Source organism: uncultured Dysosmobacter sp. (assembly GCF_947631635.1).
Lineage (GTDB): Bacteria > Bacillota > Clostridia > Oscillospirales > Oscillospiraceae > Oscillibacter.
Map to the genome: position 1 here is coordinate 181,988 of NZ_CANRMB010000001.1, position 17,134 is coordinate 199,121.

The 17,134-nt window shown below is 61.1% G+C and carries 16 protein-coding genes, 1 pseudogene and 1 other annotated feature; of the genes and pseudogenes, 10 read left to right on the forward strand and 7 right to left on the reverse strand.

Annotated elements, in window-relative coordinates; translation table 11 throughout:
* Positions 1-54 precede the first annotated feature (54 nt).
* From Q0Z71_RS00950 to Q0Z71_RS00965, 4 genes are all read left to right on the forward strand, one after another.
* On the forward strand, positions 55-303 hold the full coding sequence (locus Q0Z71_RS00950; protein ID WP_298016834.1) for a helix-turn-helix domain-containing protein: 249 nt from the start codon (positions 55-57) through the stop codon (positions 301-303).
* Between the two features lie 95 nt (positions 304-398).
* A complete protein-coding gene (locus Q0Z71_RS00955) occupies positions 399-590 on the forward strand; it encodes a helix-turn-helix transcriptional regulator (RefSeq protein ID WP_363316660.1) in 192 nt (63 codons plus the stop codon).
* Positions 591-1,088: 498 nt separating this feature from the next.
* Complete coding sequence (gene ilvA / locus Q0Z71_RS00960) at positions 1,089-2,282, forward strand: threonine ammonia-lyase (RefSeq protein WP_298016838.1); 1,194 nt, start codon at positions 1,089-1,091, stop codon at positions 2,280-2,282.
* 74 nt (positions 2,283-2,356) lie between these two features.
* Entirely contained in the window at positions 2,357-3,562 is a 1,206-nt protein-coding gene (locus tag Q0Z71_RS00965; protein WP_298016841.1) for a dicarboxylate/amino acid:cation symporter, read from the forward strand.
* Positions 3,563-3,684: 122 nt separating this feature from the next.
* On the opposite strand, the gene Q0Z71_RS00970 is transcribed toward Q0Z71_RS00965, so the two are convergent.
* From Q0Z71_RS00970 to Q0Z71_RS01000, 7 genes are all read right to left on the reverse strand, one after another.
* Positions 3,685-4,458: an ABC transporter ATP-binding protein gene (locus tag Q0Z71_RS00970; protein WP_298016843.1), complete on the reverse strand. Its 774-nt coding sequence runs from the start codon at positions 4,456-4,458 to the stop codon at positions 3,685-3,687.
* Positions 4,451-5,389 (reverse strand): ABC transporter permease, encoded by a 939-nt coding sequence (locus Q0Z71_RS00975; RefSeq protein ID WP_298016845.1) that lies wholly within the window; start codon positions 5,387-5,389, stop codon positions 4,451-4,453. Before Q0Z71_RS00975 ends, Q0Z71_RS00970 begins: the two co-directional genes overlap by 8 nt.
* 22 nt (positions 5,390-5,411) lie before the next feature.
* Entirely contained in the window at positions 5,412-6,272 is an 861-nt protein-coding gene (locus Q0Z71_RS00980) for a fumarylacetoacetate hydrolase family protein (RefSeq protein WP_298016847.1), read from the reverse strand.
* A gap of 23 nt (positions 6,273-6,295) precedes the next feature.
* Positions 6,296-7,315, reverse strand: coding sequence for an ABC transporter substrate-binding protein (locus tag Q0Z71_RS00985; RefSeq protein WP_298016849.1), 1,020 nt, complete (start codon positions 7,313-7,315; stop codon positions 6,296-6,298).
* A 144-nt stretch (positions 7,316-7,459) separates the two neighbouring features.
* Positions 7,460-7,706, reverse strand: a binding site (T-box leader).
* A gap of 501 nt (positions 7,707-8,207) precedes the next feature.
* Positions 8,208-9,002, reverse strand: a complete 795-nt coding sequence (locus Q0Z71_RS00990) for an ABC transporter ATP-binding protein (protein ID WP_298016851.1) — start codon at positions 9,000-9,002, stop codon at positions 8,208-8,210.
* Positions 8,995-9,918 (reverse strand): ABC transporter permease, encoded by a 924-nt coding sequence (locus Q0Z71_RS00995; protein WP_298016853.1) that lies wholly within the window; start codon positions 9,916-9,918, stop codon positions 8,995-8,997. Before Q0Z71_RS00995 ends, Q0Z71_RS00990 begins: the two co-directional genes overlap by 8 nt.
* Positions 9,919-10,022: 104 nt before the next feature.
* Positions 10,023-11,042, reverse strand: coding sequence for an ABC transporter substrate-binding protein (locus Q0Z71_RS01000; RefSeq protein WP_298016855.1), 1,020 nt, complete (start codon positions 11,040-11,042; stop codon positions 10,023-10,025).
* Positions 11,043-11,493: 451 nt separating this feature from the next.
* On the opposite strand from Q0Z71_RS01000, the gene Q0Z71_RS01005 reads away from it, so the two are divergent.
* The 6 genes and pseudogenes from Q0Z71_RS01005 to Q0Z71_RS01030 all read left to right on the forward strand — a co-directional run bounded on the left by Q0Z71_RS01005 (position 11,494) and on the right by Q0Z71_RS01030 (position 17,036).
* Positions 11,494-11,718 carry a hypothetical protein gene (locus tag Q0Z71_RS01005; protein ID WP_298016858.1) on the forward strand — a complete coding sequence of 75 codons (225 nt, stop codon included), beginning with the start codon at positions 11,494-11,496 and terminating at the stop codon, positions 11,716-11,718.
* A gap of 17 nt (positions 11,719-11,735) precedes the next feature.
* The gene (locus tag Q0Z71_RS01010; protein ID WP_298016861.1) at positions 11,736-13,343 is read left to right on the forward strand and encodes a CTP synthase; all 1,608 of its coding nucleotides are present in this window, start codon (positions 11,736-11,738) and stop codon (positions 13,341-13,343) included.
* A gap of 395 nt (positions 13,344-13,738) precedes the next feature.
* Complete coding sequence (locus tag Q0Z71_RS01015; protein WP_298016864.1) at positions 13,739-14,812, forward strand: Xaa-Pro peptidase family protein; 1,074 nt, start codon at positions 13,739-13,741, stop codon at positions 14,810-14,812.
* Between the two features lie 19 nt (positions 14,813-14,831).
* Entirely contained in the window at positions 14,832-14,993 is a 162-nt protein-coding gene (locus Q0Z71_RS01020) for a TipAS antibiotic-recognition domain-containing protein (RefSeq protein ID WP_298016867.1), read from the forward strand.
* 183 nt (positions 14,994-15,176) lie between these two features.
* Positions 15,177-15,302, forward strand: a pseudogene (locus tag Q0Z71_RS01025) (TipAS antibiotic-recognition domain-containing protein); the annotation flags it as partial.
* A gap of 117 nt (positions 15,303-15,419) precedes the next feature.
* Positions 15,420-17,036, forward strand: coding sequence for a putative manganese-dependent inorganic diphosphatase (locus Q0Z71_RS01030; protein ID WP_298016870.1), 1,617 nt, complete (start codon positions 15,420-15,422; stop codon positions 17,034-17,036).
* The last annotated feature ends 98 nt before the right edge of the window (positions 17,037-17,134 follow it).

The following is a 17,134-nucleotide window of genomic DNA, read 5'->3' on the forward strand; positions in this document are numbered from 1 at the left end:
ATACCATAAAATAGCCCCAATGACAAGCACAAAAGGTCAAAGGGAGGCATGGTCATGTATAAGACGAAGGGGCCGGACGGGCGGCTGAATCTCTGCGGGCTGAAGATCGCAAAACTGCGCATGGCAATGCGCCCCAGGTGTTCCCAAAAGGCGTTTGCCGACAAATTGCAGCTGCTGGGACTGGAAGTTACCAAGAATACCGTGCAGTGCATTGAGAGCGGGAACCGCTTTGTTACGGACATTGAATTAAAGGCGATCGCCCAGGCGCTGGGCGTCACGACGGACGACCTGCTTGCGGAGTGACACCCAGCTGACAGGCGGAAGAGGCGGTGAGTTGTATGCACAAAGCCAAAACGGCCGATGGCCGGGCAAACATCTGCGGAAGGAATATCCGGCGCATGAGAAAAGAGCTGCGTCCCAAATGCTCACAGGCGGGATTTGCGGGGCGGCTGCAGCTCCTGGGACTGGATGTGGACAAGAACGCGGTCCAGCGCATGGAGTGCGGAAAGCGGACGGTCTCGGATATCGAATTGAAGGTGATCGCTCAGGCCCTGGGCGTCACAGCGGACGAACTGCTGCGGGAACCATAGCGCTTTATACACACAGCAGACATCCAGTATGCGAGGACAAAATGGACAGATGGCGGAGCCATGACCGTTTTTTGCGGATGGCTCCGCCCTGTTTTTCTGCCTCCGGCGGCAGAGAGCGGCCGGAGCGGGGGACCGTCCGAAGGGCAGCGCGAAAAAGGAGAGGAAAGCAGCGGCCGGGGGCGAAACATTCATCTATTTGCAGATAGCATTCATTTGTACGCGACAGAAAGACGTTTCGTCAAAAAGCAGTATTTGAATGAGAAACATTTGGGAGATTTGTGCATTGTATTCGCGAAGCCCAACTTGTATAATTGTAGCAGACAAAAGGACGAATATGCCCGAATTGTTCATTGACTGTGGACTGAAAACAAAACATATAAAAACTTTTGGGATACCCCTCAAAAGTTTAATGAAAACGACGAATGCATTTCCCCGCAGCAGCGACATATGGACCGCAAAACACAGGAGTGAATAAATACTTATTTGGGAGGTTTTTTTATGCTGACTTTGGAAATGATCCAGGAGGCGCAGACCGCGCTGAAGGGGATCGCCCGGCGGACGCCTCTGGAGAGCGCGCCGAGGATCGGCGAAAATCTGTACATCAAGGCTGAGAACCTGCAGCTCACCGGCGCTTTCAAGATCCGCGGCGCTTACAACAAGATCCGCTCTCTGACCCCGGAGGAGGCCTCCAAGGGCGTGATCGCCTGCTCCGCCGGCAACCACGCCCAGGGCATCGCCCTGTCCGCCACCAAGCTGGGCATCAAGTCCATCATCTGCATGCCCGCCGGCGCCCCCATCAGCAAGGTGGAGGCCACCAAGGGCTACGGCGCGGAAGTGGTCCTGGTCCCCGGCGTGTATGACGACGCCGCCCGCGAGGCCGCCCGCCTCTCCGCGGAGCACGGCTACACCTTCGCCCATCCCTTCAACGACCCCTATGTCATGGCCGGTCAGGGCACCATCGGCCTGGAGATCCTAGAGCAGCTCCCCGAAGTGGAGCAGGTGGTCTGCCCCATCGGCGGCGGCGGCCTGATCAGCGGCATCGCCCTGGCCATCAAGAGCCTGAAGCCCTCCTGCCGTGTCATCGGCGTTCAGGCGGCCACCGTGCCCTCCATGTTTGAGTCCCGCAAGGCCGGCAAGGTCACCACGGTGCCCGACGGCGACACCCTGGCCGACGGCATCCACGTCCTGACCCCCGGCGATATGACCTTCGAGATGTGCCAGAAGTACGTGGACGAGATCGTCACCGTCACCGAGGACGAGATCGCCGCCGCCATCCTGGCGCTGATGGAGGGCCAGAAGACCGTTGCCGAGGGCGCCGGCGCCACCACCGTGGCAGCCTGCATGTTCGGTAAGGTGGATACCTCTTCCAAGAAGACCGTGTGCGTGGTGTCCGGCGGCAACGTGGACGTCACCACCCTGTCCCGCATCATCACCAAGGGCCTGACCAAGTCCGGCCGTATCGCCGAGATCTCCACCAAGGTCGTGGATAAGCCCGGCAGCCTGATCCAGGTGCTCCAGGTGGTCTCTGACTGCGGCGCCAACATCCTGAGCGTCAGCCACGCCCGTGAGGACAAGGATTCCGACGTGGGCGCCTGCATCGTGTCCATGGTCCTGGAGACCCGCAACGCCGAGCATGTGGCGCAGATCAAGGAGGCGCTGTCCTCCAAGGGTTATTCTTTGCTGGACAAGTAAGAGCTGGTTCGGCAATTAATAAAAATAATAAGGAGGGGGTCCCTGGAGAGAAAGGCCGGGGACCAAAGGAAAACATGGAAAAGAAGAAAAAGCTGGGCTTGCTGCCCAAACTGGTCATCGCGATCGTCCTCGGTATCGTCGTCGGTTTCGTTGCCCAGCCCATGGGAAACATCGGTGAGATCATCATCCGCATCGGTGCTACCTACAACAGCATCTTTGGCAATTTCCTGAACTTCGTCATTCCTCTGATCATCATCGGCTTCGTGGCCCCCGGCATTGCAGACCTGGGCGCCGGAGCCGGCAAGACCCTGGCCCAGACCACCGGTATCGCCTATGCGTCCACCATCATCGCCGGCACGCTGGCCTTTGTGGTTGACAAGCTGCTGTTCCCCATGCTGGTCCACGCCGACATGTTCATGGCCGACGCTGAGAACGCTGAGGAGACCGTGGTCAGCTCTCTGTTCACCATCGAGATGCCTCCCGTCATGGGCGTTATGACCGCTCTGCTGATGGCCTTCATCCTGGGCCTGGGCATGGCCGTTATCAAGAACGACGCCCTGAAGAACGCTGTGAATGATTTCTCCGAGATCATCAGCAAGCTGGTCGCCAGCGTCGTCATCCCCCTGCTGCCCTTCCACGTGTACGGCATCTTCGCCAAGCTGGCCTATGCCGGCACCATCGTTGAGCTGATGACCTCCTTCATCAAGGTCTTCGCCGTCATCATCGTGCTGCATGTGATCATCCTGCTGTTCCAGTACACCATCGCCGGCTCCGCTGCCAAGAAGAACCCCTTCGCGCTGATCAAGAACATGATCCCCGCTTACACCACCGCCATCGGCACCCAGTCCTCCGCCGCCACCATCCCCGTCACAGTGGAGTGCACCAAGAAGAACGGCGTGTCCGATTCCATCGCGGAGTTCGTGTGCCCCCTGTGCGCCACCATTCACCTGTCCGGCTCCACCATCACCCTGACCAGCTGCTCCATCGCAGTCATGATGATGATGGGTCAGCCCACCACCTTCGGCAAGATGTTCCCCTTCATCCTGATGCTGGGCGTCACCATGGTCGCCGCTCCCGGCGTCCCCGGCGGTGCTGTTATGGCCGCTCTGGGCATCCTGCAGTCCATGCTGGGCTTTGACGAGACCATGTGCGGTCTGATGATCGCCCTGTACATCGCCCAGGACTCCTTCGGCACTGCCTGCAACGTCACCGGCGACGGCGCTATCGCTGTCCTGATGGACGCCATTACCGGCAAGAAAAAGGCTGCTGCTGCGAAATAAGCAAGCAGGAACTTCCATCCTCTTTCCCTAGAACAAGCAGGCGGTCCGAAAGGACCGCCTGCTTGGCACTGTTATATGACACCAAAAGAGCGGGCCGTCTGGGACGGCCCGCTTTCTCTCTTTTAATTTCCGCACTCGATGGAGATCTGATTGAACATATTGAGGATATCGTCCATGGAGGTGTTCCGTTTCTCCTCCCCGGCCCGGTCCAGGACCACATGGCCCCGGTCCATCATCAGAATGCGGTCGCCGTATTCCACGGCATAGCGCAGGTTGTGGGTCACCATCATAGCGGTGAGATGCTTTTCCCGCACCACCTTGTCGGTCAGTTCCATGATGATCTCCGCGGTCTTGGGGTCCAGCGCGGCGGTGTGTTCGTCCAGGATCAAAAAGCGGAGGGGCGTCATGGTGGCCATCAGCAGGGAGACGGCCTGCCGCTGTCCGCCGGACAGGGCGCCCATTTTCACATGCAGCTTATCCTCCAGGCCCAGTCCCAGGGAGCGGAGCTGCTCCCGGTAAAAGTCCACGCGCTTCCGGTTCACGCCCCGGCCCAGGCCAAAGGTTTTGCCCTTGTTGTCCGCCAGAGACAGGTTCTCCAGCATGGTCAGGTTGGGGCAGGTGCCGGCCGCCGGGTTTTGATACACCCGGCCCATGGTGGCGTAGCGCTGGAAGTCCTTCAGTTTGGAGATGCTCTTGCCGCCCACCAGCACGTCGCCGCCCTCAATGGGGATGGAGCCGCAGATGATATTCAGCAGGGAGGTCTTGCCGCTGCCGTTGCTGCCCACGATGGCCACGAATTGGCCCTCCTCCACGGTCAGGGAAAAGCGGTCGAACAGGCGCTGCTCCGTGATGGTGCCGGGGTTGTAGATCTTTGTGATGTCCCGTACTTCAAGCATGGATGATCTCCTCTCCCTTCCGTCCAGAAAGGACCAGCACCAGCAAAAACAGCATGGCGGTGATCAGCTTCATCATATTGGCGGGCAGGCCCATGCTCAGGGCGATCTGGATGCACAGCTTATAGAGCACGCTGCCCACGACGACCGCCGTGGTCCCGGCGGGGGCGCCCAGCCAGCGCAGGGCCTTCCGGCTCCGGCAGAACTGGGCCAGGCGGGAACCCTCGTAAAAGCGGAAGGTGGAGACGCCGATGATGACCGCCGCCAGACCGTATACCAGCTGTCCGGTGCCCATGGTGGCGGAGTAGCTCCGCAGGTCATGGCAGACCACGCAGCCCGCCAGGGCCACCAGGGCGTTGGAGATGGCCAGGCCCAGGATCTTCACATTGCCCCGGTCCTTCGCCAGGGTGGTGACCAGACCGGCGTTGTCGCCCACGGCCCGCAGCAGTAGGCCGGACTTGGTCTGGAAATACAGGTCCAGAAGCACCTTGATGACCACCACCAGGAGCAGGGAGACCACCAGCTTCCGGCCCATCAGCGTCATATTGCCGAACAGGGCCATGACAGCGGGGGAGGTGAAGATAGTGTCCGTGCCCCGGTCCACCGCCAGGTTGGAGCCCGCAATCTGCAGATTGACGGAGAACAGGGCGGTCATGGTGATGATGCCCGCCAGCAGGTTCCGGATCTTCAGCCGCACATGGATGAAGCCGGTGAACAGGCCCGTCAGGGTGCCCGCCAGCATGGAGAGGGGCAGGGTCAGCCAGGGACTGACGCCCTTTGTCAGCAGCACGGCGGTGATGGCGGCGCCCAGGGGGAAGGTGCCGTCCACGCCCAGGTCGGGGAAGTCCAGGATGGAATAGGTGATGTAGACGCCGAAGGAGATCAGCGCGTAGATCAGTCCCTGGATCAGGGTGCTGATAAGCAGGTCCTGCATAGAGAAACCCTCCTTTTGGAAGTCAGCGGACGGTATTCCGCAGTGTGCCGATCCCCTCGATGGTGCATTCCACCACATCGCCGGGACTTAAAAATTTCGGGGGATCAAAGCCCATGCCCACACCGGCGGGGGTGCCGGTGGCGATGATGGTGCCGGGCAGCAGGGTCATACCGGAGGACAGCTCCTCGACGATGTCCGCAATGCCGGTGATCAGCAGGTCCGTGGTGGAATTTTGCCGCAGCTCGCCGTTGACGCGGGAGGAGATAGCCAGCGCCGGAGGAAAGGCGACCTCATCCGCCGTGACGATGCAGGGGCCCATGGGGGTGAAGCCGTCTAGGCCCTTGCCGAAGTACCACTGCTTATGGGTGGTTTGCAGCAGCCGGGCGGAGATGTCGTTGAGAACCGTGTAGCCGAAGAGATGGTCCTGAACGTCGGCGGCCTTCACATTTCGGGCGGTCCTGCCGATGATGACCGCCAGCTCCGCCTCATAGTCCAGCCGCTGGACCAGGCCGGGATGGCTCTCAATAAAGCCCTCGGGGGCCACGGCCTCGCTGACGCGCTTGGAGAAGTAGATGGGGACGGGCCGCTCACCGCCAAAGGCGGAGGCGTCATACCGGGTGGACTCGTCGGCGTGGGCCTTGTAGTTGATGCCCAGGCAGATGACGTCCTGCCGGGGCCGGGGGATGGGGGCGCACAGCGACACCTGGGACAACGGCACAGAAGCGCCCTCCGCCGCGTGGGCGGCGGAGAGCAGTTCTGCGAAAGGCGCGGTCTCGATCAGGGTGTTCATGTCGGCATAGGGAAGGGGGCGGACGGCGGTCTCATCCGCTGTCAGGACGCCAGTCCGTTCCTTGCCGTCGTGGCGGTAAGTGACGAGTTTCATGGGACAGCTCCTTTACGGGAAATTCAGGCTTCCGTGGATTCCACGGCCTTTTCCGCCACAGCGTCCGGCAGGACGACACCCAGGGAATTCAGCGCGTCGGAGTTCACATAGATGCCGTACTCGGAAATGGTCTCATAGGGGAGCTCCTGGCAGGTGGTCTCGCCACGGAGGACCTTGGCGGCCATCATGCCGGTCTGGATGCCCAGCTGGATATAGTCGATGCCGGCGGCGGCCACGCAGCCGATCTTGACCTGCTCTACCTCGGAGCCGTATACGGGGATCCCGGCCGCGTCGGTCTTTTCCAGGATGGCGGAGAGAACGCCCACCACGTTGTTGTCGGTCAGATTGGAGAAGGCGTCCACGCCATGGGAGATCAGGGTATCGGCGGCCTGAGTGACCTCGGACTGGGCGGTAACGCCGATGTCATCGATGGTGAAGCCGTAGTCACCGGCCTTTTCCTTGTATTCAGCGATGGTGGAGACGGAATTGGGCTCACTGGTGGTGTAGATGATGCCGATGGTTTTAGCGTTGGGCTGCAGCTGGCGGATCAGGTCCAGCTGGGCCTCCACGGGGAGCTTGTCGGAGGTGCCGGTCACGTTGCCGGCGTCCAGCTTTGCCTGGACAGGGTCCGTGATGGCGGTGAAGATAACGGGGATATCCTTGTCCTCGGCGGCGTTGAAGCAGGCCACGGCGGAGGGGGTGGCGATACCCACCATCAGGTCCACATCCTCGGCGGAGAAGCTCTGGCCGATTTGGGTGGCGATGGCGTCGTCAAAACCGGCGTTCTGATAGTCCACCTCAAAGTCCGTGCCTTCCACCAGACCGGCCTGGGCCAGGCCCTGGAGGAAGCCCTCGCGGCAGTTGTCCAGGGAGCCGTGCTCGCCGTACTGGGAGATGCCGATCTTGTAGACCTTGGCTGGTTCTTCGGTGTTGGCGGGTTCGTCGGGGGTGTCAGGGGTGTCGGTCTTGCCGCTGCAGGCGGTCAGGGAGAGGGCAAGGGTCAGCGCCAGAACGGCGGAAGTGATCTTCTTCAAAGTTTTCATGGTAATTTCTCCAATCTTTATGATGATTATGATGTTGATAGATCGCGCGGAAGGGAAAGCTGTTTACTGCCGGCCGCGCCATCGTTTTGTGTAAAGCTTCATGTCCATTGACCTCCTGGAAAAAAATAAAAAGCCCTATCCCAAAATTGGGACAAGACTTCGGTCCTGCGGTACCACCCAAGTTGACGCATAGCGCCCGCTCATCTCACGGACTTCCATCCGTGCCGCCCTGATAACGGGTGCGGTCCCCGTCATATACTACTAAAGCCGAAAGCCCGTTCGCTCTGCCCTCACAAGTCCATTCGCCGGAAAGTTCTCTGCCGTGATCCCACCACCCACGGCTCTCTGAAAGGTAGCCTTGCCGGTTACTCCTCTTGCTCATCGGTTTTTGTTTGATTGCTTTGCATTATACGCAACCAGCGGACGATTGTCAACCGTGAAAATGCACAAATTTGCCTTTGCAATTTAATGGGAAAAAGTAAAACGGACGGATATCCCATCCGCCCGTTTACATGGGTTATCAGGAGAGCAGCAATTTGTCGTCTGCCTCGTCACTGCCGCTGTTTCCCAGACGGCTGGGCCGTCTGGGAGCCCTTTGACAGGACTGGAACGGCCGGGCAGAGCCCGCCCATTCCAAGGTTTGCCTGAGGCAAACGCTTGTACGCGCCGACGGCGCGCCCCGCTGTGCGGGGCCCTGGTCAGCGGCTTAGGAGAGCAACAGTTTGTCGTCTGCCTCGTCGCTGCCGCTGTTTCCCAGACGGCTGGGCCGTCTGGGAGCCCTTTGACAGGACTGGAATGGCCGGGCAGAGCCCGCCCATTCCAAGGTTTTCCTGGGGCAAACGCTTGTACGCGCCGATGGCGCGCCCCGCTGTGCGGGGCCCCAGTCAGCGGCTTAGGAGAGCAGCAGTTTGTCGTCAGCCTCGTCGCTGCCGCTGACTTTGCTGAACAGCTCCAGCAGCTGGGGGACCGTCAGCTTTTTCTTCTCCTCGCCGGAGACGTCGATGACGATGCGCCCCTCATACATCATGATGAGCCGGTTGCCGTGGGCGATGGCGTCCTTCATGTTGTGGGTGATCATCAGAGTAGTGAGATTGTCCTTTGAGACCAGCCGGTCTGTGGCGTCCAGCACCTTAGCGGCGGTCTTGGGGTCCAGGGCGGCGGTGTGCTCGTCCAGCAGCAGCAGCTTCGGCTTGATGAGGGTGGCCATCAGCAGCGTCAGCGCCTGCCGCTGTCCGCCGGACAGAAGGCCCACCTTGCTGGTGAGCCGGTCCTCCAGGCCCAGATCCAGGATCTTCAGACGCTCGATATATTCCGCCCGCTCGGCCTTGGTGATGCCGGGGCGGAGGGTGCGGCGCTTGCCCCGGCGGGCGGCCAGAGCCAGGTTTTCTTCGATCTGCATGGTGGCGGCGGTGCCCTGCATGGGGTCCTGGAACACGCGGCCGATATACTGGGCCCGCTTGTGCTCCGGCATGTGGGTCAGGTCCATGCCGTCGATAGAGATGCTGCCGCTGTCCACGGGCCAGACGCCGGCCACGGCGTTCAGCAGGGTGGATTTTCCGGCGCCGTTGCCGCCGATGACCGTGGCGAAATCGCCGTCGTTCAGCGTCAGGCTCACGCCGCGGAGGGCGTGCTTTTCGTTGACCGTGCCCGCGTTGAACGTCTTGTGGATGTTTTTGACCTCAAACATTTGCGGCGCCTCCTCTCTTGGCGGGATTGCTGAAATACTTGCCCTTCCAATAGGGAATGGACAGGAACAGGGCTACGATCAGAGCGGTGATGAGCTTCATGTCGTCGCCGCTCATGCCCAGCCAGATGACCAGGGAGTACACGGCGTAGTAGATGATGGAACCGATGACCACGCTGAGGAGCCGCAGGGCGAAGTTGGTGAAGATCTTGCCGAACACCACATCGCCGATGATGACCGCCGCCAGGCCGATGACGATAGCGCCGCGGCCCATGCTGACGTCCGCAAAGCCCTGATACTGGCTCAGCAGGGCGGAGGACAGGGCCACCAGTCCGTTGGAGAGCATCAGGCCCAGCACGGTGGTGAAGTTGGTGTTGATGCCCTGGGCCCGGCTCATGGCGGAGTTGGAACCGGTGGAGCGGAGGGAGCAGCCCAGCTCTGTGCCGAAGAACCAGTACAGAACGGCGATCAGCACCACGCAGAGGATCCCCACCACCAGAATGGGGTTCTCCGCGGACAGGACCTTCACGTTCCGGGAGGACACCAGCAGGCGGTAGTTGTTGGCGTTGATGGGCTGGTTGGCCTTTCCCATGATCCGAAGGTTCACGGAATACAGGGCCAGCTGCGTCAAAATGCCGGACAGGATGGCGGGGATGCCGCAGGCGGTGTGCAGCAGGCCGGTGGCGAGACCCGCCAGCATGCCGGCGATAAAGGAGGCCAGCAGAGCGGCGGGAATGGACCAGCCAGCCATGGTCAGCATGATGAACACAGCGCCGCCGGTGCACATGGTGCCGTCCACCGTCAGGTCGGCCACGTCCAGAATCTTATAGGTGAGATAGACGCCGATGGCCATGATGCCCCAGATCAGTCCCTGCGAGACCGCACCGGGGAGCGAGTTGAGAAGCGCGATTGGATTCATAACAATCTTCCCCCAAAAGTGTTGATAGATACCAACATTTTATCAAAAAAAAGCGGGAAAGGAAAGGCCTTTCCCGCTTTTTTTAAAAATTTTGCCGAAAAATCTCAGCCGACTTCCACGGCGACATAGTCGCTGGGCACGGTCAGGTTCAGAGATTCGCAGATCTCAGCATTGTACTTCTTGGTGAACTGGGGCGCATACTCGATGGGCATGCTGGCGATATCGGCCTCGCCGGTCAGGATCTGAGCGGCCATCTCACCGGTCTTGTAGCCGATGTCATAGTAGCTGATGGACAGGGTCGCCACGCCGCAGCCCTTGACGATGCCCTCTTCACCGGCGACCACGGGGATGCCGGCGGGACGGCAGATGTTGTCGATGATGCCGGTGTTGGCGGCCACGGTGTTGTCGGTGGGAACATAGATCACCTCGGAGGCGGCAGCGGCGCTCTCGGTGACGGCGGCCAGATCGTTGGAGTCAGAGAAGGAGTACAGGGTGGCGGTGTAGCCCAGCTTCTCCAGCTCGGCCTTGACCACGTCCACCTGGTACTGGCTGTTGGCCTCGGCGGAGCAGTAGATCAGGCCCACGGTCTTGGCGTCGGGGAACAGCTCCTGGATCATAGCGGCCTGCTGGTCCAGAGGAGCCAGGTCAGAGGTGCCGGAGACGTTGCCGCCCACGGTGCCGGTGAAGCCGCTGATGCCCAGAGCCACGCCGTACTCCGTGACGGAGGTGCCCAGGATGGGGATGGTGGTGGTGGCGGCCACGGCAGCCTGCAGGGCGGGGGTGGCGTTGCACATGATCAGATCCACATCATTGGAAATGAACTGGTTGACGATGGTGGAGCACATAGGGATGTCGTTGGAGGCGTTCTGGTTGTCGATCTCCACCTGGCCGGGCAGCTTCTCGTTCAGCGCGTCGATAAAGCCCTGGGTGGCGGCGTCCAGCGCGTCATGCTGGACCAGCTGGCAGATGCCGACCTTATAGGTCTCGGCCTCGGCAGGCTCCTGGGTCTCAGTCTCAGGGGGCGTGGTGTTCTCGGCGGGAGCGGGTTCCTTCTCGCCGCCGCAGGCGGCCAGGCTCAGGGTCATGGCGCCTGCCAGAATGAGTGCAAGCAGCTTCTTTTTCATCGTTCAGATCTCCTTATGTAATATTTGCAAGGACATTATAAAAAACAGCCCTGTCCGTGTGAACAGGGCCGCTCTTCATACAACGGTCATGGTTCAGACGGACTGCCCTTTGGCGTGCTGAAAACGGCCCGCATAGCGGACCTTCATAAAGTAATAGGAGCCCAGCGCGGGCCGCGGGGACAGAGCAGCGATACAGCGCATCATGGGAACTCCTTTCTCTCGTTTGAGATGTCTGTCAGATTACTTTTACAACATACAGCTTTAAAGGGATAAAGTCAACCGTCATTTTTTACAAAATAAATCCGAAATTATTTGGCACTGCTTACAATTCGGCCCGAAAAGAGGGGAAAAGCGCTGCCCCACGGCGGTTCCGGCGCTTGTGCGAAATGCGGAGATTTCCTTTGTCGAAGGAAAAAGAGGACCGTTGACAAGGAAAAAAGAGGGTGATATATTGAAACAGTATTTTGGAAACGCTTTGGCGGCGGTTTGCGGCGGGAGCCGCAGAGCGATAATCGAACAGGCGAGCGACACCGCGGATCGCAGCGAAGAGTCCCGAAAGAGGCTGGGACTTTTCACCGCAAAATGGTCCGGCGGTGCTTTTTTGTTTTTCAAAAAGCGCGGTTTTGTCCATTTCATGGGTACAAAGCCCTTTCCAGGTGAAAACTGTTGTGTGTAAAGGAAAGGTGAAGCGGCATGTCGACAAAATTCGTATTCGTGACCGGCGGCGTGGTCTCCGGACTGGGCAAGGGCATCTGCGCGGCGTCTCTGGGAAGGCTTTTGAAGCAGCGGGGCGTCCGGGTGCGCAACCAGAAATTCGACCCCTATATCAACGTGGACCCCGGCACCATGAGCCCCTATCAGCACGGCGAGGTGTTCGTCACCGACGACGGCGCGGAGACGGACCTGGACCTGGGCCATTACGAGCGGTTCGTGGACGAGGACCTGTCCGGCAACAGCTCCATCTCCTCCGGCAAGATCTACTGGTCCGTGCTGAACCGGGAGCGCCGGGGCGACTATCTGGGGGCCACGGTCCAGATCATCCCCCACATCACCAACGAGATCAAGGACCGGGTCTACGCCATGGCCAGTGAGGATGTGGACGTGGTCATCACCGAGATCGGCGGCACCGTGGGCGACATCGAGTCCCAGCCCTTCCTGGAGGCCATCCGCCAGGTGGCCGCGGAGCGGCCCCACGGCGACGTGGTGTTTATCCATGTGCCGCTGATCGTGCAGATCCCCGGCTCCGGCGAGCTGAAGAGCAAGCCCACCCAGCACTCCGTCAAGGAGCTGCTGTCCCTGGGCATCCAGCCGGATGTGCTGGTCTGCCGCTGCGACCAGCCCATCACCGAGGATGTCCGCCGGAAGATCGCCCTCTTCTGCAACGTGGAGCCGGACTGCGTCATCCAGAACACCACGGCGGAGACGCTGTATGAGGTCCCCCTGCTGATGGCCAAGGAGGGCCTGGACGAGGTGGTCTGCCGCAAGCTGGGCCTTATCACCCACCAGCCGGACCTGCGGGAGTGGAGCGCCATGGTCAAGCGGGAGAAGAATGCCCACAGGAAGGTGCGCATCGCCCTGGTGGGCAAGTACACCCAGCTCCATGACGCCTATCTCTCCGTGGTGGAGTCCCTGAACCACGCCGGCACCGCCAACGATGCCATCGTGGACATTGAATGGGTGAATTCCGAGGATCTGACCGACGACAACGCGGCGGAGCGGCTGGCAGGCTGCACCGGCGTCCTGGTGCCCGGCGGTTTCGGAGACCGGGGCATCGAGGGCATGATCTGCGCCGTCCGCTATGCCCGGGAGAACCGCATCCCCTATTTCGGCATCTGCCTGGGGATGCAGATGGCGGTGGTGGAATTTGCCCGCCATGTGCTGGGGCATGAGGACGCAAACTCCTCCGAGTTTTCTGCGGCGACCCGGCATCCGGTCATCGACCTGATGCCGGACCAGGTGCATGTGACGGAGAAGGGCGGCACCATGCGGCTTGGCAGGTATCCCTGCGTGCTGACGGAGGGGAGCCGCAGCGCAGAGCTGTACGGCGCCGAGGAGATCTCCGAGCGCCACCGCCACCGCTATGAGTTCAACAACGCCTTCCGGGCGGAGATGGAGGCCAAGGGCATGGTCCTGGCGGGATTGTCCCCCGACAAGCGCCTGGTGGAGATCGTGGAGCTGCCGGACCACCCCTGGTTCGTGGGCGCCCAGTTCCACCCGGAGTTCAAGAGCCGTCCCGACCGGCCTCACCCGCTGTTCTATGGATTCGTAAAGGCCGCGGTGGAGACGGCGGAGCGGCAGTAAAGGAATATCAGTCGGGACGGCTCTTCTGCCATCTCCGGCGGTTGCCGCGCAAGCGGCGAGCCGGAGCGGCATCGCCGGACACCCGCCGCGGTGTCCGTCCCGACCGGCCCCACCCGCTGTTCTATGGATTTGTAAAGGACGCGGTGGAGACGGCGGAGCGGCAGTAAAGGAATATCAGTCGGGACGGCTCTTCTGCCATCTCCGGCGGTTGCCGCGCAAGCGGCGAGCCGGAGCGGCATCACCGGACACCCGCCGCGGTGCCCGTCCCGACCGGCCCCACCCGCTGTTCTATGGATTCGTAAAGGCCGCGGCGGAGACGGCGGAGCGGCAGTAAAGAAACATGGGCCGGGAGGCCCTTTTGCATCGAATTTCCCATGATAGAAAGGAGTTCCTCAGTGAATCATTTTCAAAAGATCGCAGCCCAGCTGGAGGCCAATAATCTGGACGCCATGCTGCTGACCGGGGAGGCCAACCGCTTTTACGCCTCCGGCTTCCACTCCGCCGGAACAGACGGCGTGGCGCTGGTGACCCGCAAAAAAGCCTACTATTTCACCGATTCCCGGTACACCGAGGCCGCGGCCCGGTGGGTCCAGGGGGCGGAGCTGCGGGAGATCGGCCGGGGCCGCGGCTATGCGGCCCTGATCCGGGAGGCCGTCGCCGCCCACCAGATCCGCCGCATGGGCTTTGAGGATGCCTATATGACCGTCCAGGACTGGGAGCGCTACCGGGAGGCGCTGCCCTGTGACCTGGTCCCGGCCACGGACCTCTTATGGCAGCTGCGGATGGTCAAGGATGACGAGGAGCTGGAGGCCATGGTCGGCGCCCAGCGCATCGCGGAGCGGGCGCTGACGGACATCCTGGAGGAGATCCGCCCCGGCGTGACGGAGAAGGAGATCGCCGCCCGGCTCCAATATCTGATGCTCCACTACGGCGCGTCGGACATGTCCTTTGATCCCATTGTGGTCTCCGGGCCCAACGGCAGCCTGCCCCACGGCGTCCCCTCTGAAAAGACTATCCAGCAGGGGGAGTTTGTGACCATGGACTTCGGCTGTATCTACCATGGCTACTGCTCCGACATGACCCGGACCGTGGCCGTGGGCTTTGCCACGGAGGAGATGCATAGGGTGTATCAGACTGTGCTCTCCGCGCAGCTGGCGGGGATCGCCGCGGCCAGGGCCGGACGCACGGGCCGGGAGGTGGACGGCGCGGCCAGGGCCGTCATTGAGGCTGCCGGGTACGGCGAGCGCTTCGGCCACAGCTTTGGCCACGGCGTGGGCGTGGAGATCCATGAGGCCCCCAACGCCTCCCCCATGAACGACAAGCCGCTGCCCGCCGGAGCGGTGATCTCGGCGGAGCCGGGCATCTACCTGCCGGGAAAGATGGGTGTCCGCATTGAGGATGTCATCCTGCTGACGGAAACCGGGTGCCGGAATATCACAAAGGCCCCCAAGGACCTGCTCGTCCTGTGAGGGTGTATTAGGAGGAAACATGGCGAGTTATATTGGAGCGAGTTTGGAGCAGGAGGAAGCCGACGCCATTCTGGTGGATTTCGCGGCGGAGGCAAAACGCGGGGATCCGTCCAGCGAGGCCGCTCAGGCGCTGGTGATCCGCTGGCGGGACCATCTGGCGAAGTATAATCAAATAACTTGAAAAGTGATAAATTCACTTTTCAAGTGTCACAGCGCATATGCGCTGTGACAGGCCGCTGAAGCGGCCTTGATTTGCATTTCATAGTCAATCGCTGTGCGTAAAGCGCACAGCGGGCATCGCCCGCTTAAAAAATCGCATGCGATTTTTTAAGTTAATTGACTATACCACAACGGCTGTGACGGGGAAAAGCTGCGCCGCCTGGCCGGTTTGTATGGGGCCGACGACCGCTTTGCCGAGCATCTGGACAGCTTTGGAGACGGCACGGCCCACTTTATGGGCGAGGCCATCGAGGCGTATCTGGAAAAATGACAAAGAGCACGCGGAAGCAATCGTTTCCGCGTGCTTTTTTCACAGATGGACCGTTGACAAAGCCCTTGAAAACCAGCATAATCAAACTATCAGAGTATGTCCAAAGGAGAATCATCTATGGATACCATTTATATCACCGGACACCGCAATCCGGACACGGATTCCATCGTGTCCGCCATGGCGTATGCCGCCCTGAAAAACGCGCTGGGCCAGCGGGAATACCAGGCGGCCCGCCTGGGCCAGGTCAGCGACGAGACGCAGATTGTGCTGGACCGCTTCGGCTTTCAGCCGCCCCAGCTCATCACCAACGTCCGGACCCAGGTGCGGGACCTCAACTACGATACGCCGCCCACGCTGTCCGCCGCCGCCACCATCAGCCGGGGCTGGCAGACCATGCAGCAGCACCGCATCTCCGTCATCCCCGTGGCCAACGAGGATGGGACCCTGTATGGCATGCTCTCCGCGGGAGACGTGGCCAGCTACGATATGAGCTCCGTCCGGAATCCCCGGGTGGGAGAGGTGCCGGTCTACAACCTGCTGTCCGTGCTGGAGGGCAAGGTCCTGAACGAGGGCGGCGAGATGAAGGACGTCGTCTCCGGCGAGGTGACGGTGGCCCTGCCCACTGGGCGGGAAAACCTGATGTTCTCCGACCCCAACAGCATCGTCATCTGCGGCGACCAGCCGGAGATGATCCGCCGGGCCTTACAGCTGCGGGTGAACTGCGTGGTGGTCTGCCAGGCGGAGGTGAATCAGGAGCTGCTGGATATGGACACGGACACCTGCATCATCTCCACGCCCTATGACGCTTATCAGACGGTGCGCCTGATCTGCCACGCGCTGCCCATCGGCCACATCTGCAAGAGCAAGGACCTGGTCTGCTTCCACCTGGACGACTATATCGACGATGTGCAGAACACGGTGCTGGAGAGCCGCTTCCGCGCCTATCCCATCCTGGACGACGAGGAGCGGGTGGTGGGCACCCTGTCCCGCTTCCATCTGCTGCGCCCCCGCCGGAAGCGGGTGGTGCTGATGGACCACAACGAAAGGGCGCAGTCCGTTGTGGGGCTGGAGCAGGCGGAGATCCTGGAGATCGTGGACCACCACCGCCTGGCGGATATTGAGACCAAGAATCCCATCTATGTCCGGAATGAGCCGGTGGGCAGCAGCACCACCATCGTGGCGGGCATGTACCAGGAAAAGGGCCTGATGCCAACGGCGAAGATGGCGGGTCTGATGGCCGCCGCCATCGTGTCCGACACGGTCATGTTCAAGTCCCCCACCTGCACCCAGCGGGACATCGACGTGGCCAACCGCATGGCCCGCATTGCCAACGTGTCCCTGGATGAGCTGGGCAAGGCCATCTTCTCCGCCACCTGCGGCGACGACAAGAGCGTGGAGGCCATGCTGTTAACGGACTACAAGGAATTCCACATCGCGGGGCATGACCTGGCGGTCAGCCAGATTACCTGCATGGACTCCGACCGGCTGATGGCCCGAAAAGAGGAATTCCTGGAGAAAATGCGGAGCATCCGCAAGGACAAGCATCTGGACACGGTGGTGCTGATGATCACCGACGTGCTGCTGGAGGGCACCCAGCTGCTGTATGTGGGCGACGAGGACACCATCCGTCAGGCGTTCAACATCCGCAATGACGGCGAAAACGCCGCGTTCCTGCCCAAGATCATGTCCCGGAAGAAGCAGGTCATTCCGATGCTGTCCGCCCTGTGGGGCTAAACGCTGTTCTAAGGGGGACTTTGTCCCCCCTGGATACGAAAAATCACAGTGCCGGCAAGACGGCACTGCGATTTCGACACCCCCCTCGCGTCCCCACG